This is a genomic window from Micromonospora sp. 4G55, from assembly GCF_016803375.1.
Genome location: NZ_JAEVHN010000046.1, coordinates 1 through 20318, shown reverse-complemented (window position 1 = coordinate 20318; position 20318 = coordinate 1). Strand labels below are relative to the sequence as shown.

Sequence of the window (20318 nt, the reverse complement as noted above, 5' to 3'; positions counted from 1 at the left end):
GTGCAGGCGGCGGCGCAGGCGGTCGCCGCGCAGCTCGCCCCCGACGGCGGCTGGCCGTCCTTCCTGGCCGCCGGTTGGCTGAGCGCGGCCGTGCTGCACCGGCAGGAGATGTACTACGAGTCGGCGCGGATCCAGGCGGTGCTGGCCGAGCGGATCCCGAAGATGTCCCCGGCCGACGTGGCCTGGCTGGCCGCGACGCTGCGCCGGGTCGAGGTGGGCGAGGAGCAGTGGCTGCTGGTCTCGGCCCGCCGCCGGCTCGCCGAGACCCAGCGCAGCGACGGCGGCTGGGACAGCGACGACGGTCACCAGTTCGACGTGCACACCACGCTGCGGGCGATCCGGGCCTGCCGGACCGTCACTTCAACTGGCTGATCACCAGCGGCCACCAGCCGTCCGGGGCGAACGCGGCCGGGTCGATGCTCTCCAGCACCATCCGCAGCGTCTCGGCCCGCTCGGCCCGGCCCGCCTTGCCCTCGTCCGCCTCGACGAAGAGCGCGAACTGGTAGAGGAACTCGATGAAGGTGCGGAAGCTGCTGTTGACGCCCTGGATGTCCTGCTGGTCCAGGTCGAACTGGAGGATCTCGCCGTTGCGCGGGTCGAGCACGTAGAGCAGGTCGGGGTTGTCGGCGACCGCGCCCACCACGATCAGCCGGACGTCCAGCGAACCGTCCTCGGTGCTGAGCTGGATGGTGTCGTACAGCTCGATGTCGCCTTCGAGGAAGGCGGTGTAGACGACCGCCACGTCGAGCGGGATCTCGTCGCCGGCGGGGAGCAGGTCGGGGCTGAACCCGCCCTCCAGCCACGCCTCGCGCGGGTACGGGATGAGCTCGTCCTCGCTCCACAGTGCCGTGAACCGGGGATCAGCTGCCATGACGGTCCTTCGCGGGTCGACGGGGGATTCAGGAGGAGAGGCCGGCGGCGATCAGCAGGCGCCGCCAGTTGTCGGCGTACTCGCCGGTGTGCGGCCCCTTGCGCAGCCGCCGCTCGGCCACGCCCGGGCCGAGCACGGTCCCGACGAGCGCCGGGTAGCCGGGGCCGAGCACGTGTTCGTCGAAGAACGTGACGACGTCCGGGGCGATGACGGTCAGCTCCGGTTCGGAGTCCGGGTGCTCGTAGAGGAAGACGTAGTCGTCCGGCTCCATCCAGTAGACGTCGAGATCCTCGGTGTCCAGGTAGATCGGGGCGCCGGCCCTGATCTCGCCGCGCAGGCCCGGCGGGATGCTGTGCACCTCGTGGCCGACCGGCAGCGGACTGCCCATCGGATCGCTCTCGTCGACCGTGCGGGCCGCCCAGGCGGCCGGGCTGAGGATCTGCTCCGGCGGCGCGAACCGGAAGTTGTCGCCCTCCAGCCGGCCGAAGAGACTGTAGACCTCGGCCACGCCGGGCAGCTCGGGCAGCGGCTCCAGCGGGGCCGGCTCGCCGATCACCACCGCGAAGTCCTGCTCCGTCGCCTGGCGGCGCAGCAGCGCGAGCTTCTCGCGGATGCGGTCCAGGCCGGCGGGGGCGTCGGGGCCGGTCACTCGATCACCTTCACGATGATCGGCGTGCCCTCGGGGACGTCCCGCAGCGCCACGGAGATGTCGCTGCCGAGTTGGCGGTTGGTCCAGGCGTCCATCGGCCTGAGGTTATCGTATATATCCTTTCCGTCCATTTGCAGCTCGTGGATGTGGTCCGGGTCGTAGCCCTGGCCGCGGGCGGTGATCGGCCCCTTGCCGGCGTAGAGCCGGTCCACCAGGCTCTTGTTGGCCAGGTACTTGTTGGTCTCCGGAGTGCCCATGTCCGCCTTGAGGCGGCCGTCCTTCGTCAGGTTCCGGATCATCCGGTCCCGGTAGATGTTGGTGCGGGTGCGGCTCTTCTGCGTCGACGGGTCGTAGACCTTGTTGCTGTCCCGGTCCGACTTCGCCTTCTTCAGCGAGCCGTCGTCCCCGAGCCGGCGCAGGTCGCGCGCCTTGCGGTCGAAGTCCCGCTTGTCGAAGTCGGGACGGTTCTTCAGCACCAGCACGGCCGGCCCGTCGACCTTCGTCCCGGCCGCCTTGGCGGTGCGGAACACGTCGGCGTTCTCCAGGTACGCCGAGACGATCCGAGCCCCCTTGGCCTGCGCCTGCCGGGGCGGGCTGGTCCGCTTCTTAGCCATTGAGCACCGTGTCCACCGCCAGCCCGATCAGCTGGTCGACGATCAGCCCGGTGATCATCTTGAAGATCGGGATCTCCAGCAGGGACGCGCCGAAGGTCGCCACCGCCGTGGCGATCGCCTGTGCGATCTGGATGGCCAGCAGGATCAGCTGGATGATCACCTGGATCTTCAGGGCCAGCACCACGCCCGCCGCGGCCATCAGCCCGATGGCGATCACGTTCGTCGGGTTGGTGGCGTCGGCGATGTTGCGGGCGGCCGACTCCTTGTCGTTCCACTCGCTGGCGAAGGCGGTGATGCTCTCGCCCCGGTTGGTCTCCAGCACCGTCCGCGCGCCGAGTCCAACCGGCGACCGAGCCGTTGATCCGGTCGGCCATGCCGGTCCACTCGCCGGCGAGCTGGAAGATCGCGGTCTCGTCGGACTCCGGCCAGTCGTACCCGATCATCGAGAGCAGGGACGCGAGCTCGCCCGGAAGCGTCAGGCCCACGGCGACTCCTTTCGTACGTGCGGAGGGCTCAGCCGCCCAGCGAGCCGAGGATCGAGCGGAACGAGGCGGTGACGTCCTCCTCGATGGCCCGGTAGTTCTCGGCCATCCCGTGCAGGCCGTCGGCGTAGCTCTCCAGCTCGGCGACGTTGGTGCTGAGGCATTCGGTCAGGGCGTCCACACAGGCCTGGTGGGCGACGCCGACCAGCATGCCGATCTCGTCGCCGCCGAAGGCCTGCGCGTAGCTGCCCAGCGCGGCCTGGAACGTCTCGAAGGCCTGCCGGACCTCCTCCTTGGCCTGGGTCAGCTCGTCCGCGCCGCGGCGCAGGGCGTCGATGTCGACGTCGAGGGGCTCCATCGTCAGCTCCGCTGCTGGATCTTGCGCATGGTGTCGCTGATGGCCTGGCTGATCTCGCGCATCTGGCGCAGGCCCTGGTCCTGGAGGCGCTCGACGGTGGCGGTCATCGCGGCGAGGTCGGGCATCGGCTCGGCGGCGGCCGGGTCGTCGTCCTGCCCGTCGAGCGCCGCGTTCACCGCCCGGCGCAACTCCTCGGCGAGGTGTTCCGCCCCCTCGCGCAGCACCCGGGGGTCGAGGTCGACGGCGCTGACCCGCCCGTCGGTGCCGAGGGTGACCCGGATCCGACCGTCGGCGGCCTCGCCCACCGACTCGACCCGTTCCCGGGGCGTGACGGTGCGGCTCACCTCCCGCAACGCGGCGCGCGCCTGCGCCAACTGCTCTTCCAGGGCGCTCTCGCCCAGCATGCCGCCTCCCCAGACAAGCCGTGCCGAACCGGCCTCAGACTAGCGGCCCCGCGCACCCCCGCGTACGCCCGTCCACTTGAGAGGCTGTCGGGGAACCCCGCCGCAGCCGCCCCGGGATTCCCCGACAGCCTCTCAGACGGTCAGCCGCGCAGGTGCCCGTCCCCGGTGACCACGTACTTCGTCGAGGTCAGCTCGGGCAGACCCATCGGGCCGCGGGCGTGCAGCTTCTGGGTGGAGATGCCGATCTCGGCGCCGAAGCCGAACTCGCCGCCGTCGGTGAACCGGGTCGACGCGTTCACCATCACCGCCGCCGCGTCCACCCGGGCCACGAACTCCCGGGCCGCCGCGGCAGAGTCGGTGAGGATCGCCTCGGTGTGCCCGGTGCCGTAGCGGCGGATGTGCGCGACCGCCGCGTCGAGCGAGTCGACCACGGCCACCGAGATGTCCGCCGAGAGGTATTCGGTGGCGAAGTCCTCGTCGGTGGCCGGCACCACCGCGGCGGAGAACGCGGCCACCCGGTCGTCGCCGTGCACGGTCACCCCGGCCTGGGCGAAGGCGGCCAGGGCCGGCGGCAGGAAGGCGTCCGCGACGGCCGCGTGCACCAGCAGCGACTCGGCCGTGTTGCAGGTGGACAGCCGCTGGGTCTTCGCGTTGAGGGTGACCGCCACCGCCTTCGCCACGTCCGCCGCGGCGTCGACGTAGACGTGGCAGTTGCCCACCCCGGTCTCGATCACCGGCACCGTCGACTCCTCGACCACGGTGCGGATCAGCGACGCGCCGCCGCGCGGGATCAGCACGTCGACCAGCCCGCGCGCCCGCATCAGCTCCTTGACCGAGTCGCGCGAGGTGGCGTCGAGCAGCTGCACCGCGTCCGCCGGCAGGCCGGCCCCGGCGACCGCGTCCCGCAGCACGGCGACCAGCGCCGCGTTCGAGTGCGCCGCCGACGAGGAGCCGCGCAGCAGCGCGGCGTTGCCGGACTTCAGGCAGATCCCGGCGGCGTCCACCGTCACGTTCGGCCGGGCCTCGTAGATGATGCCGACCACTCCGAACGGCACCCGGATCTGGCGCAGTTCCAGCCCGTTGGGCAGGGTCGAGCCGCGGACCACCTCGCCCACCGGGTCGGGCAGCGCGGCCATCTGGCGCAGCGCGTCCGCGATGGCCGCCACCCGGCCCGCGTCGAGCGCCAGCCGGTCCAGCACGGCCGCGCTCAGCCCGGCCTCGCGCCCCGCCGCCAGGTCCGCCTCGTTCGCGGTCAGGATCTCCCGGGTACGCGCCACCAGCGCGTCGGCCATCGCGTGCAGCGCGGCGTCCTTGGCGGTACGCGTGGCGACCGCCAGCTCGCCCGCCGCGTCCCGGGCCCGGCGGGCCTGCTCGCTGACGCTCATGCCGACACTCCGCTGCGCTCCGTGCCGCCATCAGGCACGACCGCGCTGAACTGATGATTCGCTCGCTGACGCTCGCTCATGCCGGCACTCCGCTGCGCTCCGTGCCGCCATGAGGCACGACCGCGCTGAACTGATGATTCGCTCGCTGACGCTCGCTCATCGGCAACTCCTCACAGCAGCACGAGGTCGTCGCGGTGGACGACCTCCCGTTCGTACGCCGGGCCGAGCGCCGCGGCGAGTTCCGAGGTGGAGCGGCCGAGCAGCCCCGGCAGCTCCACCGCGTCGTAGTTGACCAGCCCCCGGGCCACCGGCGCGCCCTCGGCGTCCACCAGGTCGACCGGGTCGCCGGCGGTGAACGCGCCGTCCACCGCGGTGATCCCGGCCGGCAGCAGCGACTTGCGCCGCCCCACCACCGCCTGCACCGCCCCCGGGTCGAGGTGCAGCCGCCCCCGGGGCGCGGTGGCGTGCGCGAGCCAGAACAGCCGGGCCGCGGGCCGCTGCCGGCTGGGGTGGAAGAAGGTGCCGACCGGCTCGCCGGCCAGCGCCTCGCCGGCCAGCGGCGCGGCGGTCAGCACCACCGGAATGCCGAAGCCGGTGGCGATCCGGGCCGCCTCGACCTTGGTGACCATGCCGCCGGTGCCCACCCCGGAGCGGCCCGCGCCGCCGATCTCGATGCCGGCCAGGTCGGCCTCGTCGCGCACCTCGGTGATCCGGGTGCTGCCCGGCTGGGTCGGGTCCCCGGTCCAGAGCGCGTCCACGTCGGAGAGGAGCACCAGCAGGTCGGCGTCGACCAGGGCGGCGACCAGCGCGGCCAGCCGGTCGTTGTCGCCGAAGCGGATCTCCTCGGTGGCGACCGTGTCGTTCTCGTTGACGATCGGCACCGCGCGCAGGTCGAGCAGCTTGCGCAGGGTCCGGTACGCGTTGCGGTAGTGCGCCCGCCGGGTGACGTCGTCGACGGTGAGCAGCACCTGGCCGACGGTGAGCCGGTGCCGGGCGAAGCCGGTCGCGTACCGGCCGATGAGCAGGCCCTGCCCGACGCTCGCGGCGGCCTGCTGGGTGGCCAGGTCGCGGGGACGCCGGGCCAGCCCGAGCGGGGCCAGGCCGGCGGCGATCGCGCCGCTGGAGACCAGCACCACCTCGTGCCGCCGGGCGGCGAGCGCGCCGAGGGTGTCCACCAGGGCGTCGACCCGGGCGTCGTCCAGCCCACCGCCGCCGGTGGTCAGCGAGGACGAACCGATCTTGACGACGATCCGCCGGGCCTGGGTGACTGCTTCGCGCACCCGCCCATTCTGCGCGGTCGGTCCCGCGCGACCCCGGAGGCTTCCCATATCGTGGCCGGTCATGACGCCTGAGGAGTACGTCGAGGCGGTGCTCGCGCTGGTCGAGCGGATCCCGCCGGGCCGGGTGATGTCGTACGGGGCGGTCGCCGACGCCCTCGCCGAGCGCTCGGGCCGGGCCTCCGCGCGGCTGGTCGGCTCGATCATGGCCCGGCACGGCGGCGGGGTGCCCTGGCACCGGGTGGTGACCTCCGCCGGCCGGCTGCCGCCCGGTCACGAGGTCGAGGCGCGGGCCCGGTTGCGGGCCGAGGGCTGCCCGTTGCGGGCCGCCGGGGTGGACATGTCGGCGGCGAGCTGGTGGCCGGAAGAGGGAATGTGACCGGGGCCATAACGTGAGTAATATTCGGCCCCATGGACGCGCCGCCGGCTGAAGCCGACCCCTCGGTCGCCGGCCCGACCGGGGCGCGGCGACCGGACCAACTGCCGCGCCGGGTGCACGCCGGCTACGCCCTCGGCTCGCTGGCCACCGGCGCGTTCGGCACCGTGCCGGGGCTGTTGCTGCTGCCGTACCTCACCGACACCCTGGGCGTGGCCGCCGGGGTGGCCGCCCTGCTGGTGCTGCTGCCCAAGGCGTGGGACGTGCTGGTGAACCCGGTGGCCGGGCGGCTCTCTGACCGCACCCGGTCCCGCTGGGGGCCGCGCCGGCCGTGGCTGCTCGGCGCCGGCCTGGCCCTCGCGGTGCTCTTCGCGGCCATCTTCGCCGCGCCCTTCGGCGCCGGTCCCCCCCGCCGGGGCGTACGTGGCGGTCGCCTTCCTCGCCACCGCCACCGCGTTCGCCTTCTTCCAGGTGCCGTACGTGGCGATGCCGGCCGAGCTGACCGGCGACCGCGCGGAGCGTACCCGGCTGATGACCTGGCGGATCGCCGTGCTGGCGCTGGCCATCCTGGTCTCCGGCGCGGTGGCCCCGATGGTGGTGACCGCGACCGGCGACGGCGTCGGCGGGCACCGGTGGATGGGGCTCTTCGTCGCCGCGCTGATCGCCCTCGGCGCGGTCGGCGCCTTCCTCGGCACCCGCGCGGTCGCGACCGGCGCGGTGACCGAGACCGAGCCGACGCTGCGTGCCCAGCTCGCGGTGGCCGCCGGCAACCGGCCGTTCCGGGCGCTGCTGCTCTGCTTCGTGATCCAGTCGGCCGGGGTGGCGACCATCCTGGCCGGGGTCAGCTACTTCGCCGACCAGATCCTGCGCGACCCGGAGAACGGCCCGACCCTGCTCTTCGCCTGTTTCGTCGGGCCGGCGCTGCTGGTGATGCCGCTGTGGTCCCGGCTCGGCGCCCGGCTCGGCAAGCGGAGCGCCCTGGTCGCCGCCTCGGTGCTGCTCGCCGCCGGGACGCTTGCCCTGGTCGCCGCGCCGGCGCTGCCCGCCGCCGCCGTCTACGCGGTGGTCGCGCTGCTCGGCGTCGGGTACGCCGGCCAGCAGGTCTTCGCCCTGGCCCTGCTGCCGGACTGCGTCGCCCACGAGACCGCGCGGACCGGTCGCCGGCAGGCGGGCGTCTTCACCGGCCTGTGGACGGCGGGGGAGACCTTCGGCCTGGCGCTGGGCCCCGGCCTCTACGGCCTGGTACTCCAGGTCTCCGGCTACGTCTCCTCCGACACCGGCACCGCGGCGGCCCAGTCCGACCAGGCCCGGCTCGGCGTGCTGCTCGGCTTCACCGTGCTGCCCGCCCTGCTGGTCGGGCTCGGCGTGCTGCTGCTGCGCGGCTGGACCCTGGATCCCGACCCGAAGGGCGAGGAATGACCGACGAGGACGGCGTACCCGCCGAGCAGGTGCTGGCGGAGATCCGCGAGCTGCGGGCCCTCGACCGGCCGACGCACGGCGGACGGCTGTTCGCCTACGTCTACGACCCCGCCGTGCCCGGCCTGGACGAGCTGGCCGCCGCCGCGCACGCCGGCAGCGCGCACGTCAACGGGCTCGACCCGACCGCCTTCCCGTCCCTGCTGGCAATGGAGAACGCACTGGTCGGGGCGGCCGCCCGGCTGCTCGGCGGCGGCCCCGGCACGACCGCGCCGGAGGTGGTCGGCAGCGTCACCAGCGGCGGCACCGAGTCGCTGATCCTCGCCGTCAAGGCGGCCCGGGACGCCCGCCCCGAGCTGACCGCCCCCCGGATCGTGGTGCCGGCCAGCGGGCACGCCGCCTTCGCCAAGGCGCCCACCTGCTCGGGGTCACCCTCGACACGGTGCCGGTCGACCCGAAGACGCTGCGCCCGGCGGCCGCCGACGTGGCCGCCGCGATCGCCGGAGACGGTGCTGGTCGCCTGCTCCGCCCCCTCGTACGCGCACGGCGTCGTCGACCCGGTGGCGGAGATCGCCGCGGCGGCCGCGGCGGCCGGGGTGCGCTGCCACGTGGACGCCTGCTTCGGCGGCTGGACACTGCCCTACCTGCGCCGCCTCGGCGTGCCGGTGCCGCCGTTCGACTTCGCCGTCGACGGGGTCACCTCGATCTCGGTGGACCTGCACAAGTACGCGTACGCCCCGAAGGGCGTGTCGGTGCTGCTGCACCGCGACCCGGCGCTGCGCGCCCCGCAGTACTTCGCGTACGCGGACTGGCCCGGGTACACGATGGTCAACCCGGTGCTCGCCTCGACCCGCTCGGGCGGGCCGATCGCCGCCGCGTACGCCACCCTGCGGCACCTCGGCGACGCCGGCTACCTGCGGCTGGCCGCCGCGACCCGGGACGCGGTCACCGCGCTGGCCGACGCCGTGCGGGGCGTCGACGGGCTGCGGCTGATGGCCGAGCCGGAGTCGACGGTGGTCTGCTTCACCGCCACCGACCCGGAACTCGACCTCTTCGTGCTGGTCGACGAGCTGACCGCCCGGGGCTGGCACACCCAGCCCCAGCTCCGGTACGCCGATCTGCCGCCGAGCGTGCACCTGACCGTGACCGCCTCGGTCGCGCCCCGGGTCGCCGAGTTCGGCCCGGACCTGACCGCCGCGGTGGCCGCGACCCGGGCGGCCGGTCCGGTCCGGCTCCCCGCCGAGCTGCATGCGCTGGCGACCGCGCTGACCCCGCAGGCGCTCACCCCCGAACTGGTCGCCGGCCTGGCCGCCGGGCTCGGCCTCGCCGGGGGTCAGGGCGTGCCGGAGCGGATGGCGGTGGTGAACACCCTGCTGGACGCCGCCCCGCCGGCGCTGCGCGAGCGGCTGCTGGTCGAGTTCGTCAGCCTGCTGCAACGCCCCACGTACTGACCGGGGTGACCTCGTCAGCTCTTCACCCGCACGTTCACGTGGTTGTCCTGCAGCGTCCGGTCCTTCCAGTACCGGTTCTCCGAGTCGAGGTGCACGACCAGGGCGCTCGGCCGATCCAGCTGGTCCGGGTCGACCAGGAAGCGGAAGGTGTACGTCCGCCGTTCCCCGGCCGGCACGCCCGCCAGGCGGCAGCGACTCGAGGGATCCTCGGGCCGGCGGCAGGCCGCCCAGTCGCCGCCGTCCGGGGTGCCGATCAGCTCCAGCTCCGAGAAGCCCACCTGGGGCGCGTCGATCGGCCCCCGGTTGGTGACGGTGAGGGTCAACGTGCCGGGCCGTCGCCCGTCGGAGCCCGCCGGGCCCAGGACCATCTCCGCGGCGCTCAGCGAGAGATCCGTCAGCCGGGTGTCCGGCCCGAACTCCGCCGGCCCGCCGGTCCGGGTGAACCGGTCACCGTCCCAGCCGTACGTGCGCCACTGGTGGCGTGTCCAGTAGGCCGGGGTGTCGCAGCACGGTTGCAGGTCGGCCACCTGTGCCCGCACCTGCCCGTCGGCCTGCACCACGAAGCCGGTGACGTCCTCGATCTCCTGTTCGGTCCCCACGATGCGGCCCAGGGTCACGATCCGCCCCGCGTCGTCCCGGTCGAAGGCCACCAGCTGCTTCGCCTGCGCCTCGCCGATCCGGCAGCCGAGCAGGGCGACCGTCTCGGTCGCGCCGTCCCGGTCCAGGTCGCCGTGGCCGACGTCGAGCAGCGCGGGCACGAAGTCCATGCTCGGACCCGCGTGCAGCCGGACGTTCTCGGTGGTGCAGGTCGCCGGCGTAGGCGAGGGCCAGGCGGGCAGGGGGAGCCGGGCGGCCAGCAGCTGCGCCCGGCTGATCCGACCGTCCGGCGCCCGGGTGGGGCTGGTGCTGGTCGTCGCCGACGACGGAGTCGGGCTGCCGGAGCCGCTCGGCATCGGTGACGGGCTCGCGGTGGCGCTCGGCGTCGGCTCGACCGGGGTCGGGTCGGGGGTCGGGCGGTTCAGCGCCGCGTACCCGACGACCGGCCCGGCCAGCAGGGTCAGCGCCGCCGTGGCCCCGGCAGCGAGGTGGTTGCGCCGCCGCCGGCGTACGGCCCGCCGCACGGCGGCCGGTCCCGGCACCTCGATCTCGGTCATCGCCGCCTGCCGGTAGCGGGCGAACTCCGTGGCGAGAACATCCTGCTCAGGCATCCCGCACCTCCTCGGTGGTCTCGCGCAGGCGGGTGGCGAGCGCCGCCCGGCTCCGGTGCAGCCAGGACTTGACCGTGCCCTCGGCGACCTGCTCCTGAGCGGCGATCTCGGCGACCGTCAGGTCGGCGAGGTAGTGCAGCACCACGGCGCGGCGCTGCTTGGGCGGCAACTGCGCCAGGGCCAGGTCGAGCGCCACCCGGTCCGGCGTCGGCCCGGCCACGTGCGTCTCCCGCTGCCGCCGCAGGAACAGCTCGGCCCTACGCAGCCGCCGCCAGCGGTTGTGGCCCAGGTTCCAGGCGACCTTGCGGACCCAGGCGAGCGGGTCCTCGTAGCCGGCCACCCGGTCCCAGCGCACATACGCCCGGCAGAAGGCCTCCTGGACCAGGTCCTGCGCCTGGCCGAGGTCCCCGGTGTACGCGCCGAGCTGGACGACCAGCCCTCGGAAGTGCGCGTGGTAGAAGTCGTCGAACGTAAGCTCGGGCGGTTCGGGAGCCGGGCCGGGCGGTGGCCCGGCGACCCGCACGTCTCTTGTCACAGTCACTCGTCCTCCCCGTTGCGGCCGTGGGTCCGTACCCGCCGGCACCGGTCACTCCGGCACCGGCACCGGCCGGTTGTCGTCCTTCGTCGGGGGAGGGTGGTCGGGGCCGGGACGACCGGCTCCGGACGGGCACCGCCGGCCGAGACCCCCGTGCCCGGCCGGCGGTGGCTCATGGACGTCAGCCGTTGTCGACGGCGTCGAGCGTGACCCGGAGGACGTTGTCCGTCGGGTCGGCGTCGCGCACCTCGTCGGCCCCGGACAGCGTGCTGAGGGTCAGCTCGACGGTGCCGAGGTCACCGGCGACGGTGCCGGCCGGGGCGCGGAACAGCACGTCGAAGGCGCGCTCCTCACCGGCGGTCAGTTGCCCGCCCGGCACCTCGAACCACCCGCCGAAGCTCGGCGCGTCCTGCGGTTCCGTGCCGGTCACCTCCAACCCGCCGGGCAGAGTGGCCAGCACCGCCAGGTAGTCGTGCGGGGCGTCCCCGGCGTACCGCACGGTCACCGGCAGCCGGCCCGCGTACGTTCCGTCCGCCTGCCGGGTCAGCTCCACAGGGCCGACGCCCGCGCCGATCGCCGCCCTCGCCTCGGTGTCCCGCACGTACGGCCGGGGGTGGCGCAGCGAGCCATCGGTGCTCCGGAACAGGGTGGGAAAGTCCTCCCCGTCGGCCACCTGCCCGGTGTGCCCGGGCACCACCTCGACGCGCCCGTCGGCGGCGGTCATCGCGTACGGCCGGGGCGCGGTGAGCACCTCGAACGTGACGGCGAAGCTGCGTCGCTCACCGGGTGCCAGGTCCGGCCCGGGGAGCCCACACTCCACGATCCGGCGGTCGTCCACCCGGCCCGCGAAGGCACAGGCGTCGGTGGGTCGCAGCCCCTGGAACGAGCCGGCGACCGGCTCGGTGATCCGGACGCTGTAGTACTCGGCGGCGCCGCTGCGGTTGGTGACCGTCACCGGCACGCTGCCCTGGTAGCCCCGGGCGGTCGGCTCCAGGATCAGCCGGCCCGCCGAGATGGTGGCCGGCCCCTCGGTCGCCGTGCTGGCGGCGGCGATGGCCGGCGCCGCGCCCAGGACGGCCAGCGCCGACCCGAGCAGCACGCCGGCGACCCGTCCTCCGGTTCCTACGTTCATGCTTGCTCCCCGTGGTCGTCGTCGCGGCGTCCGCCGCGACCCGTTGGCGCGGCGCGGCGATCGGTTCCGTCCGCGTCCTCACACCGGTAGAAGCCTGCGACGGCCGTTCCGGTTGCAGCCCGGGCGCTGTGGTTGACTGTCCGGTGGGAGACAGGAAGGGGGCGGTCGTGCAGCTGCCGGGAGTGCTCGGCGAGCCGATCCGGTTCGTGCTGAACTGGGGCCGCCGCTACTCGCTCTGGGTCTTCAACTTCGGCCTTGCCTGCTGCGCGATCGAGTTCATCGCCACCAGCATGGGGCGGCACGACTTCATCCGGTTGGGCGTGATCCCGTTCGCCCACGGGCCCCGGCAGGCCGACCTGATGGTGGTCTCCGGCACGGTCACCGACAAGATGGCCCCGGCGATCAAGCGCCTCTACGACCAGATGCCCGAGCCGAAGTACGTGATCTCGTTCGGCGCCTGCTCCAACTGCGGCGGCCCGTACTGGGACTCGTACTCGGTGACCAAGGGCGTCGACCAGCTCATTCCGGTCGACGTCTACGTGCCCGGCTGTCCGCCCCGGCCGGAGGCGCTGCTGCACGGCATCCTCCGCCTGCAGGAGAAGATCGCCGCCGAGCAGTCCGGGATCGGCGGCGTGGCCCGCCCCGACGCGCTCGCCTCGCCGGCGGACGCCGCGCCGCGCCCGGACTCCCCACCCCGCCCGGTCAGCTCGCTCACCTCCCCGCCGGTACGCCCGCCGGCGTCCTGAGCCGCCACCGGCCCGACCGGCGACGCTGTCCGGACCGACCGGATGATCTTCGATGTCGGCCGGTATCGCTATCTTGCTGAGATGAGATCCATGCGGGCAACGGGGGCCGCCCTCCTGGCGCGCTCGCCATAGTTCCTCTCACCGCTGCTCCGGCAGCCGCCGACACCGTCGGCTACACCGGCGTCGTCCGCGATTCCGACGGCACGCCCGTCGCGAACGCCTGCTTCGCCCTGCACACCTCGCCCACCGCCGTCGCCGCCGAGTACTGCTCCGACGCGCAGGGCCGCTACACCATCCCCGGCGCGTGGAACGCGCCCGACTACAAGATCCGGATGCACGCCGACGGATTCCGCACCCAGTGGTGGTACGACGCCCCCGACTACCTGAACGCGTCGGCCGTCTCGATCCCGGCGGGCGCCACGGTCGAGCAGGACTTCACCCTGGGTCGGGGCGCCGGCAGCATCAGTGGCCGGATCACCGACCAGTACGGCACGGGAGCCGCGGTCAGCGTCGCGGTGCACGGCGAGGACTCCTCCTACCAGGCCATCGCGTACACCTGGGACCTGGGCGACGGGCGCTACGCGCTGAACAATCTGCCGCCCGGCCGCTACCGGATCTCCGTCTACGACAACGTGCACGGCACCCAGTGGGTGCCCGGGAAGGAAACCCGGGAGGAGGGCACGGTCTACACCCTCACCGACGGCGGCGCGCTCACCGTCGACGAGCGGCTCCTGCCGCTGGGCACTGTCGAGGCCCGGGTGACCGACGCGGTTACCGGCATGCCGGTGCGCCGGCCCTGCCTGTACATCTCCGGCGGCAAGGACGAGACGGTCTGCGGCACCAACGGGCTGGTCCGGGTGCCCGACGTGCGGCCCGGCACCTGGGAGCTGGACGTCTCCGCCGGGGCCTCGTACTTCCCGCTGGATCCGCGTCCCACCGTCGACGTGGTCCGTGGCCAGGTCACCACGGTCTCCTACCAGCTGCGCCCGGGCGCGGCGTTCGCCACCGCTGTGCAGGACGCGGCGACCGGGCAGCCGGTCGGCGGCATCTGCCTGCACCTCGTGCAACCGAAGTGGGGCGGCCAGTCCGCGCACATGCGCCAGTACTGCTCGTCGGAGGACGGCCACCTGGAGGTGGGCCCGTTCGAGGACAACGAGCTGGCCACCTGGCAGCTCTACGCCTTCCAGGCGACCAACCCGTACGAGCCGCCGGTGAAGCGCTACGGCGACCAGTGGGTCACCGCGAACGGGGGCAGCGGTGATCAGCGCGAGGCGCTGTCGGTGACGCTGAAGGCCCGAGAGACGCTCACCATCCCGACGATCCGGGTGGACCCGCCCGGCACCATCACCGGGACGATCCGCAACGCCGCCGGCGCGGTGGTGCCCGGCGTCTGCGCCTACCCGTTCGCGTTCCACCCGGGGCAGGGCGCGATCTTCGGCAAGAACTGCGCCACCGCCGAGGGCCGCTACACCATCGACGATCTCGGCCCGTACCGCTGGCCGATCGAGTTCGCGCCGAGCCCCAACAGCGGGTACGCCTGGCAGTGGTCCGGCGACGTCGCCGACCGGTTCGCCGCCACCCGGACCCTGGTCACCTCGGGCGGCACCGCCACGGTGGACGCCAAGCTGGTCAACGGCGGCGTGCTGGCCGGCAAGGTCACCGACCCGGTGAACCCGACCGCGACCGGCTACGTCTGGACGTACAACGCGCGGACCGGCGACATCGCCAGCGCCTCGTACGGCTACTTCGACAGCGGCAGCGGCGGGGCGTTCACCGTGCGGGGCCACCGCACCCAGGACGTGTACGTCGAGTACTGGGTCGACAAGGAGTGCTGGTACGGCGTCCGGAACGCCACCACCGTGGCGATGAAGGCCGGTGCCACCACCACCATCGCCGCGGACACCACCCGCACCTGCGGTCGCGCCCCGGTGACCGGCTCGCAGACCCGCACCTCCGCCCCGAGCTGACTCGGCCGTCCGGCCGGCCGGGTGGCCGGTCCGGTGGGTGCCACCCGCCGGACCGGTCCGCCCGGCTCGCTCGCTCGGACGAGCGCCCCGGCTGGCGGCCGGGGGTTAGCCTGCGGTCCATGACCCAGTCCGCGGAGCAGCGTTCCGCCTTCATCGTCGACGTGCTCACCGAGGAGTTCGGTGCGTCGATGGCACTCGACCCGGCGGCCTTCCGCCGCAAGTTCCGCAAGATGGCCGCCTCCCCGTTCGCCTTCTACCGGGGCAGCGCGTCCCTGTTCTACGCCGACCAGCGCGGCGACTTCGCCGACGAGGCGTTTCTCGACGAGCGGACCAGCCGGGTGTGGATCCACGGCGACCTGCACGCGGAGAACTTCGGCACCTACATGAACGGCTCCGGGCAGTTGGTGTTCAACGTCAACGACTTCGACGAGGCGTACGTCGGGCCGTTCTCCTGGGACCTCAAGCGCCTGGCGGCCAGCGTCGCCCTGCTCTGCTACGCCAAGGCCCTCTCGGACCAGGTGATCAGCGACCTGGTCGCCCGGTTCGCCCGGTCGTACCTGACCGAGCTGCGGGCCATCGCGGCCGGCGGGGACGACGCGATCGGCTCGATCACCCTGGACAACGCCGACGGCGTGCTGCGCCGGGTGCTCCAGCAGGCCCGGCTCAACACCCGGGTGGACCTGCTCGCCACGCAGACCACCATCGACAACTACGAGCGCCGCTTCTCCCTCGGCGACGGGGTGTTCGAGATCGACGCGGCCACCCGGAAGAAGGTCTGCGCGGCCTTCGAGCACTACCTGACCACGCTGCCCGAGACCACCGCGCGGCTGCGCCCGGTCGCGGCCCATATCAAGGACGTGGTGCTGCGCAAGGGCGTGGGCATCGGCTCGGCCGGGCTGCCGTCGTACAACCTGCTGCTGGAGGGGCACACCCAGGCGCTGGAGAACGACGTCGTGATCTACATGAAGCAGGCGCAGGTGCCCGCGGTGGCCCGGCACATCGCCGACGAGCGGGTCCGCGGCTACTTCCGGCACCAGGGCCACCGTACGGCCGAGTCGCAGCGGGCACTGCAGGCGCACGCCGACCCGTGGCTGGGCTTCACCGAGCTGGACGGGAGCGGCCAGCTCGTCGCCGAGGTCTCCCCGTACGCCGCCGATCTGGACTGGGCGGACGTCAACGAGCCGGACGAGCTGGCCGGGGTGCTCAGCGACCTGGGCCGGGCGGTGGCCCGGATGCACTCGGTCGCCGACGACGAGTCCAGCCACGACCTGGTGGACTACTCCACCGAGGAGTCGATCGTGGCGGCGGTCGACGCCGACGAGGCCGGGTTCGTCGCCCACCTCGTCGACTTCGCGCACGTCTACGGCGTCCGGACCCGGGAGGACCACCAGCTCTTCGTGGACCTGTTCCGCAACGGCCGCCTGCCCGGCATCTGAGCCGTCCGCCGGCTCAGGCGGTGAAGTCGAGCACCGTCTTGATGTCTCCGCCGGTGTGGGTGTACGCCTCGGCGTACGCCGACACCGGCACCCGGCGGGTGATCAGCGAGGTCAGCCAGGACTGGTCGGCCCGGGCGAGCGCCTGGGCGGCCAGGTCCCAGTGCCGCCGGTTGGCGTTGACCGACCCGAAGACCACGTTGTTCTCCAGCACCAGGTCCCGGTTGAGCGCGCCCGCGTCGAAGTCCATGCTCCGGCCGCCGCTGGAGACGCCGGTCAGGCAGACGATGCCGATCGGCCCGGCCTTGCACATCGCGTCCAGCAGCACCGGCGGGGCGCCGGTGCACTCGACCACCACGTCCGGTTCGAAGTCCAGCTCGGCCACCGGCACGGTGTGGTACGTCGCGCCGAGCGCCCGGACCAGGTCCGGCTTCGGGCCGGTGGTGTTCCGGTCGAGGACGTGCACGGCCAGGCCGCGCTGGGTGGCCAGCAGCGCGGCCAGCAGGCCGATCGGCCCGGCGCCGGTGATCAGCGCGGTCTGCGGCTTCCACTCGGCGCGGGCGCCAATCCGCTCGATGTGGTCCCAGGCCTTCGCCACCACGCTGGTCGGTTCGAGCAGCATCCCGACCGGGGCGAGGGCCGGGTCGAGGCCGACGGCGAACTTCGGTTGGATCCGCCACCGGTCCCGGGCGAAGCCGGGCAGCCCCTTGATCCCGTGCTCGGTGTACTTCCCGTTGCGGCACATGTCCCACTCGTCGACCGCGCAGTTCGGGCAGGGCACCGGGTCGGGGTGGCGGACCACGCCGGCCACCAGGTCGCCGGGGTGCAGGGTGCCGGTCGGGTCCTCCAGCACCCGGCCCAGTGACTCGTGCCCGAGCACCAGCCGCTCCTGGCCGGGTGGCGCCTCGCCGTACTCGCCCGCGACGATCTCCAGGTCGGTGCCGCAGATGCCGACCGCCAGCGCCTCGACCAGGATCGCGCCCTCCTCGGGCGCCGGCTCGGGCCAGTTGTCCACGAGTTGGACCGATTCGGGCACTCCGGGAGTCACAGTGACAGCGCGCACGGTGACCATCTTTCCCCCTCCGGCGGCCACCCGCCGGGTAAAGCGGCCAGATGCCGCCCGGGCGGCCCGACACGGCCGCGCGCCGGCGGCCCTAGGATCAGCGGCATGACTCCGGAAGAGGTCGGCCAGCGGGTGGTCGCGTTGCTCGCGCCGGTCGAGGCCACCGCATCGGTCTCCGGCGGTCAGTCCCACGCCCGCGCCACCGTCGACGTACCCCTCGCGAGCTGGACCGACGCGCTGCGCGCGGCGCGTGACGACGCCGAGCTGGCCTGCGACTTCTTCGACTGGCTCTCCGCCGTCGACGAGCTGGCCGAGGGCTTCGACGTGGTGGTCCACCTCTGGTCGACCACCCACCGGCACGGCGTGCTGCTGCGCACCCGGGTGCCCCGCGAGTCGCCGACGGTGCCCTCGGTGGTCGGCCTCTGGCCGGGCGCCGCCTGGCACGAGCGGGAGACCCACGAGATGTTCGGCATCGACTTCGCCGGTCACCCCGGGCTGGCCCCGCTGCTGCTGCCGCCGGAGTTCGAGGGGCATCCGCTGCGCAAGGAGTTCGTGCTCGCCTCCCGGGTGGCCAAGCCCTGGCCGGGGGCGAAGGAGCCGGGTGAGTCGGAGGCCGGCGGCGGTCGCCGGCCGATCCGGCCGCCGGGCGTACCCGCGCCGGTGGAGTGGGGCGTCACCAGCGCGCCGCCGGCCCGCTCGATCACCGCCGGCTTGTCCGGGGTGCGGGCGGCGGGGCCGAGTACGAACTGGTCCAGGGTGTCGGCGGCGAACGTCATTGCGATGTCCTTCTTCACACCTGCGCGACGGTCTTCAGGTAGTCGCCCACCGTCCGGCGGAACCGCTCCGGCTCCTCCAGGTGCGGTACGTGGCTGGAGTCGTCGAACAGCTCCCAGCGCGCGTCCGGGATGAGGTCGAGGAAGGGCCGGACGGTGGCCGGGGTGGCCTCGTCGTGGCGGCCCGAGAGGACCAGGGTGGGCACCGCGATGTCGGCGAGACAGTCGGTGACGCCCCAGTCCTTCAGCGACCCGATGACGTGGAACTCGCTCGGTCCGTTCATCGCGAGGTACACCGTCGGGTCGTTGTAGAGCTCGTAGAAGGAGGCCTGGTAGTCGCGCGGCCACGGGTCGAGCCGGCACAGGTGCCGGTCGTAGAAGACCTTGGTGGCCGCGTGGTACTCGTCGCTGTCGGTGGTGCCCGCCGCCTCGTGCCGGCGCAGCGTGTCGTCGACCCCGGCCGGCAGCGCGGCGCGCAGCTCCGCCATCGCCGCCAGCCACAACGGGTACGACGCCGGCGCGTCGGCGATGATCAGGCCCTTGAGGCCGGCCGGCGCCGTCGCCGCGTGCTTCGCCACCAGCAGCCCGCCCCAGGAGTGTCCGAACAGGGCGTAGTTGTCGGCGATCCCGAGGTGGCGCAGGAGGTTGTCCAGCTCGTCGAGGAAGAGCTGGACGGTCCAGAACTCGGCCGGCGGCCCGGCAGGTGGGTGGAACCCCCGTTGCCCAGCTGGTCGTAGTGGACGACGGGGGTGCCGCCGTCGGCGAACACCGAGAGGCTGGTCAGGTAGTCGTGGGTGCTGCCGGGGCCGCCGTGCACGACCACCAGCGCGGTCCGTTGCGGCGACAGCTCCCCCGTGACCCGGTACCAGGTCCGGAATTCGCCGAACGGCGCCGTCCCCTTGGTCGTCGGTGCGGTCACTAGACGCGGCGGCCGGTGACCGGGAAGGTACCGAACATGCCCGGCTTGGCCTTGCCGGTCATGGTGTCGCCGTTGACGGTGACGGTGACCTTCATGGTCAGCGGGACCGGCTTGCGGCACTTGATCTTCCACGAGGCGACGTCGCCGACCAGCTCGCCGTCGATGATGTCGGGGTCGATGACCTGGCCGTTGGCCCGGGCCTTGCCGATCAGCTTCTCGCCCTCGGCGGTCAGGTCGACCCAGAGGCTCTGCTTGCCGAGCGGGCTCTCGATGTCCAGCTGCCAGCTGCCGTCGGTGCTCATCCGTTGCTCCCTATCGTGCGTCGATCGCTTCCCGTGGCAGACACTATGGATCGCGGCGGGCGGTCCATACCCCTATCAGCCCCTAGGGGCGAGCGTCCCGAGCCACTCCTCGACGACCTCCGCGGCGACCGCCGCCCGGTCCTCGATCATGGTGAAGTGGGTGGCCGCGACGGTGCGGTACTCGTGCGTCGGCTCCCAGGGCCGGGCCTGCCAGGAGCCGTCGTCGGCCGCGTCGGGCCGGAACGGCTCGGCCGCGCCGACGAAGAGCACCGGCGCCTGGACCGGGTCCAGCCGGAAGCGGGGCACCAGGTCGAAGTAGCGGTTCATCCCCGACAGGGCGGCGCTGTTGAGCATCCCGAAGCGGGCGTCGGCCTGGACCAGCCCGACGGTGAGCTGCTCCATCAGGCGGGACTGGTCCCGGTCGTCGGTGTCGACCCGGTAGGTGTCCATCAGCACCACCCCGGCCGGGCGCACCCCCAGGCTCCGCTCCAGGTGCCCGGCGGTGGCGTAGGCGAGCGTCCCGCCCGAGGAGTAGCCGATGAGGACGAACGGGCGCCCGGCGGCGGCCCGGACCACGCTCTCGGCGAGCACGTCGACCACCGCGTCCACCGAGTCGGGCAGCCGCTCCCCGGCGACGAACCCCGGGTTGGTCAGCGACACCATCGGACGCCGGCCACGGAACGCGGCGGCCAGCCGGGCGTGCTGGTGCGGGCCGCCGGTGGCCATCGGGGGTGCTGATCCCGATGAGCACGGGTGACCCGGGCCCGTCGGCCATGGTGACGCCCGGTGGCACCGCCCCGAAGTCGGCGGCGGAGGTGAACCGGGGTCGCAGGTCGGCCACCGCCCGCAACAGGTTGAAGCCCTTGAGCACCTCGTTGCCCAGCACCGCCGCCCCGGAACAGCCCGGCCAGGGTGTCCGGCTCGCCGGCCGGCTCCGGGGCGGGCGCGCCACCGGCG

General features: G+C 73.5%; 22 protein-coding genes and 2 pseudogenes. 9 read left to right on the top strand and 15 right to left on the bottom strand.

Features of this window, described 5'->3' with window-relative positions; all coding sequences use genetic code 11:
* Positions 1-372: pseudogene (locus JNW89_RS06795) on the top strand (hypothetical protein); the annotation flags it as partial.
* Here JNW89_RS06795 and JNW89_RS06790 read toward each other — a convergent pair.
* The 8 genes from JNW89_RS06790 to proB all read right to left on the bottom strand — a co-directional run bounded on the left by JNW89_RS06790 (position 356) and on the right by proB (position 6043).
* The gene (locus JNW89_RS06790) at positions 356-871 is read right to left on the bottom strand and encodes an SUKH-4 family immunity protein (protein WP_088960199.1); all 516 of its coding nucleotides are present in this window, start codon (positions 869-871) and stop codon (positions 356-358) included. The pseudogene JNW89_RS06795 and the gene JNW89_RS06790 sit on opposite strands and share 17 nt — an antisense overlap.
* Before the next feature lie 28 nt (positions 872-899).
* Positions 900-1520 (bottom strand): hypothetical protein, encoded by a 621-nt coding sequence (locus JNW89_RS06785; protein ID WP_238448184.1) that lies wholly within the window; start codon positions 1518-1520, stop codon positions 900-902.
* Positions 1517-2134 (bottom strand): hypothetical protein, encoded by a 618-nt coding sequence (locus JNW89_RS06780; protein ID WP_238448183.1) that lies wholly within the window; start codon positions 2132-2134, stop codon positions 1517-1519. Before JNW89_RS06780 ends, JNW89_RS06785 begins: the two co-directional genes overlap by 4 nt.
* On the bottom strand, positions 2127-2456 hold the full coding sequence (locus JNW89_RS06775) for a hypothetical protein (RefSeq protein ID WP_238448182.1): 330 nt from the start codon (positions 2454-2456) through the stop codon (positions 2127-2129). Before JNW89_RS06775 ends, JNW89_RS06780 begins: the two co-directional genes overlap by 8 nt.
* A 191-nt stretch (positions 2457-2647) precedes the next feature.
* Positions 2648-2974, bottom strand: coding sequence for a WXG100 family type VII secretion target (locus tag JNW89_RS06770; protein ID WP_238448181.1), 327 nt, complete (start codon positions 2972-2974; stop codon positions 2648-2650).
* Positions 2975-2976: 2 nt separating this feature from the next.
* Complete coding sequence (locus JNW89_RS06765; RefSeq protein ID WP_238448180.1) at positions 2977-3378, bottom strand: YbaB/EbfC family nucleoid-associated protein; 402 nt, start codon at positions 3376-3378, stop codon at positions 2977-2979.
* 140 nt (positions 3379-3518) lie between these two features.
* Entirely contained in the window at positions 3519-4763 is a 1245-nt protein-coding gene (locus tag JNW89_RS06760; protein ID WP_238448179.1) for a glutamate-5-semialdehyde dehydrogenase, read from the bottom strand.
* 170 nt (positions 4764-4933) lie between these two features.
* The gene (gene proB / locus JNW89_RS06755) at positions 4934-6043 is read right to left on the bottom strand and encodes a glutamate 5-kinase (RefSeq protein ID WP_238448178.1); all 1110 of its coding nucleotides are present in this window, start codon (positions 6041-6043) and stop codon (positions 4934-4936) included.
* A gap of 61 nt (positions 6044-6104) precedes the next feature.
* On the opposite strand from proB, the gene JNW89_RS06750 reads away from it, so the two are divergent.
* From JNW89_RS06750 to JNW89_RS06740, 3 genes and pseudogenes are all read left to right on the top strand, one after another.
* Entirely contained in the window at positions 6105-6419 is a 315-nt protein-coding gene (locus JNW89_RS06750; RefSeq protein WP_088960207.1) for an MGMT family protein, read from the top strand.
* 32 nt (positions 6420-6451) lie between these two features.
* Positions 6452-7835 (top strand): annotated as a pseudogene (locus tag JNW89_RS06745) (MFS transporter).
* Positions 7832-9283 carry an aminotransferase class V-fold PLP-dependent enzyme gene (locus tag JNW89_RS06740; RefSeq protein WP_238448177.1) on the top strand — a complete coding sequence of 484 codons (1452 nt, stop codon included), beginning with the start codon at positions 7832-7834 and terminating at the stop codon, positions 9281-9283. The pseudogene JNW89_RS06745 and the gene JNW89_RS06740 overlap by 4 nt, the downstream one beginning before the upstream one ends.
* Before the next feature lie 14 nt (positions 9284-9297).
* Here JNW89_RS06740 and JNW89_RS06735 read toward each other — a convergent pair whose 3' ends face one another.
* From JNW89_RS06735 to JNW89_RS06725, 3 genes are all read right to left on the bottom strand, one after another.
* Positions 9298-10491, bottom strand: coding sequence for a hypothetical protein (locus tag JNW89_RS06735; protein ID WP_238448176.1), 1194 nt, complete (start codon positions 10489-10491; stop codon positions 9298-9300).
* Complete coding sequence (locus JNW89_RS06730; protein ID WP_375155056.1) at positions 10484-11032, bottom strand: SigE family RNA polymerase sigma factor; 549 nt, start codon at positions 11030-11032, stop codon at positions 10484-10486. Before JNW89_RS06730 ends, JNW89_RS06735 begins: the two co-directional genes overlap by 8 nt.
* Before the next feature lie 175 nt (positions 11033-11207).
* Entirely contained in the window at positions 11208-12158 is a 951-nt protein-coding gene (locus JNW89_RS06725) for a hypothetical protein (protein ID WP_238448175.1), read from the bottom strand.
* A gap of 167 nt (positions 12159-12325) precedes the next feature.
* Between JNW89_RS06725 and JNW89_RS06720 the strand changes: the two genes are divergently transcribed.
* From JNW89_RS06720 to JNW89_RS06710, 3 genes are all read left to right on the top strand, one after another.
* Positions 12326-12904: an NADH-quinone oxidoreductase subunit B gene (locus JNW89_RS06720; protein ID WP_238448174.1), complete on the top strand. Its 579-nt coding sequence runs from the start codon at positions 12326-12328 to the stop codon at positions 12902-12904.
* An 86-nt stretch (positions 12905-12990) separates the two neighbouring features.
* Positions 12991-14871, top strand: a complete 1881-nt coding sequence (locus JNW89_RS06715) for a carboxypeptidase-like regulatory domain-containing protein (protein ID WP_309139955.1) — start codon at positions 12991-12993, stop codon at positions 14869-14871.
* A 119-nt stretch (positions 14872-14990) separates the two neighbouring features.
* The gene (locus JNW89_RS06710; RefSeq protein ID WP_238448173.1) at positions 14991-16307 is read left to right on the top strand and encodes a DUF2252 domain-containing protein; all 1317 of its coding nucleotides are present in this window, start codon (positions 14991-14993) and stop codon (positions 16305-16307) included.
* A gap of 13 nt (positions 16308-16320) precedes the next feature.
* On the opposite strand, the gene JNW89_RS06705 is transcribed toward JNW89_RS06710, so the two are convergent.
* Positions 16321-17367 carry a glucose 1-dehydrogenase gene (locus JNW89_RS06705; RefSeq protein ID WP_238448172.1) on the bottom strand — a complete coding sequence of 349 codons (1047 nt, stop codon included), beginning with the start codon at positions 17365-17367 and terminating at the stop codon, positions 16321-16323.
* 105 nt (positions 17368-17472) lie between these two features.
* Between JNW89_RS06705 and JNW89_RS06700 the strand changes: the two genes are divergently transcribed.
* Positions 17473-18276, top strand: a complete 804-nt coding sequence (locus tag JNW89_RS06700) for an NADH-quinone oxidoreductase subunit C (protein ID WP_306344816.1) — start codon at positions 17473-17475, stop codon at positions 18274-18276.
* On the opposite strand, the gene JNW89_RS06695 is transcribed toward JNW89_RS06700, so the two are convergent.
* The 3 genes from JNW89_RS06695 to JNW89_RS06685 form a co-directional block, all read right to left on the bottom strand.
* Positions 18158-19009: a proline iminopeptidase-family hydrolase gene (locus tag JNW89_RS06695; protein WP_238448185.1), complete on the bottom strand. Its 852-nt coding sequence runs from the start codon at positions 19007-19009 to the stop codon at positions 18158-18160. The two genes, JNW89_RS06700 and JNW89_RS06695, sit on opposite strands and share 119 nt — an antisense overlap.
* A 49-nt stretch (positions 19010-19058) precedes the next feature.
* Positions 19059-19361, bottom strand: coding sequence for a hypothetical protein (locus tag JNW89_RS06690; RefSeq protein ID WP_154938578.1), 303 nt, complete (start codon positions 19359-19361; stop codon positions 19059-19061).
* Between the two features lie 75 nt (positions 19362-19436).
* Complete coding sequence (locus tag JNW89_RS06685; RefSeq protein WP_238448171.1) at positions 19437-20087, bottom strand: alpha/beta fold hydrolase; 651 nt, start codon at positions 20085-20087, stop codon at positions 19437-19439.
* A 17-nt stretch (positions 20088-20104) separates the two neighbouring features.
* Here JNW89_RS06685 and JNW89_RS06680 point away from each other — a divergent pair.
* Positions 20105-20318, top strand: a 214-nt coding sequence (locus JNW89_RS06680) for a hypothetical protein (RefSeq protein WP_238448170.1), incomplete at its 3' end; no start/stop codon positions are given.

Excerpts from the sequence above, each read along its gene's own strand:
- JNW89_RS06690 (WP_154938578.1), bottom strand. The coding sequence starts at position 19,361 with ATGAGCACCGACGGCAGCTGGCAGCTGGACATCGAGAGCCCGCTCGGC.
- JNW89_RS06725 (WP_238448175.1), bottom strand. The coding sequence starts at position 12,158 with ATGAACGTAGGAACCGGAGGACGGGTCGCCGGCGTGCTGCTCGGGTCG.
- JNW89_RS06765 (WP_238448180.1), bottom strand. The coding sequence starts at position 3,378 with ATGCTGGGCGAGAGCGCCCTGGAAGAGCAGTTGGCGCAGGCGCGCGCC.
- JNW89_RS06685 (WP_238448171.1), bottom strand. The coding sequence starts at position 20,087 with ATGGCCACCGGCGGCCCGCACCAGCACGCCCGGCTGGCCGCCGCGTTC.
- JNW89_RS06790 (WP_088960199.1), bottom strand. The coding sequence starts at position 871 with ATGGCAGCTGATCCCCGGTTCACGGCACTGTGGAGCGAGGACGAGCTC.
- JNW89_RS06760 (WP_238448179.1), bottom strand. The coding sequence starts at position 4,763 with ATGAGCGTCAGCGAGCAGGCCCGCCGGGCCCGGGACGCGGCGGGCGAG.
- JNW89_RS06735 (WP_238448176.1), bottom strand. The coding sequence starts at position 10,491 with ATGCCTGAGCAGGATGTTCTCGCCACGGAGTTCGCCCGCTACCGGCAG.
- JNW89_RS06740 (WP_238448177.1), top strand. The coding sequence starts at position 7,832 with ATGACCGACGAGGACGGCGTACCCGCCGAGCAGGTGCTGGCGGAGATC.
- JNW89_RS06750 (WP_088960207.1), top strand. The coding sequence starts at position 6,105 with ATGACGCCTGAGGAGTACGTCGAGGCGGTGCTCGCGCTGGTCGAGCGG.
- JNW89_RS06700 (WP_306344816.1), top strand. The coding sequence starts at position 17,473 with ATGACTCCGGAAGAGGTCGGCCAGCGGGTGGTCGCGTTGCTCGCGCCG.
- JNW89_RS06770 (WP_238448181.1), bottom strand. The coding sequence starts at position 2,974 with ATGGAGCCCCTCGACGTCGACATCGACGCCCTGCGCCGCGGCGCGGAC.
- JNW89_RS06780 (WP_238448183.1), bottom strand. The coding sequence starts at position 2,134 with ATGGCTAAGAAGCGGACCAGCCCGCCCCGGCAGGCGCAGGCCAAGGGG.
- JNW89_RS06710 (WP_238448173.1), top strand. The coding sequence starts at position 14,991 with ATGACCCAGTCCGCGGAGCAGCGTTCCGCCTTCATCGTCGACGTGCTC.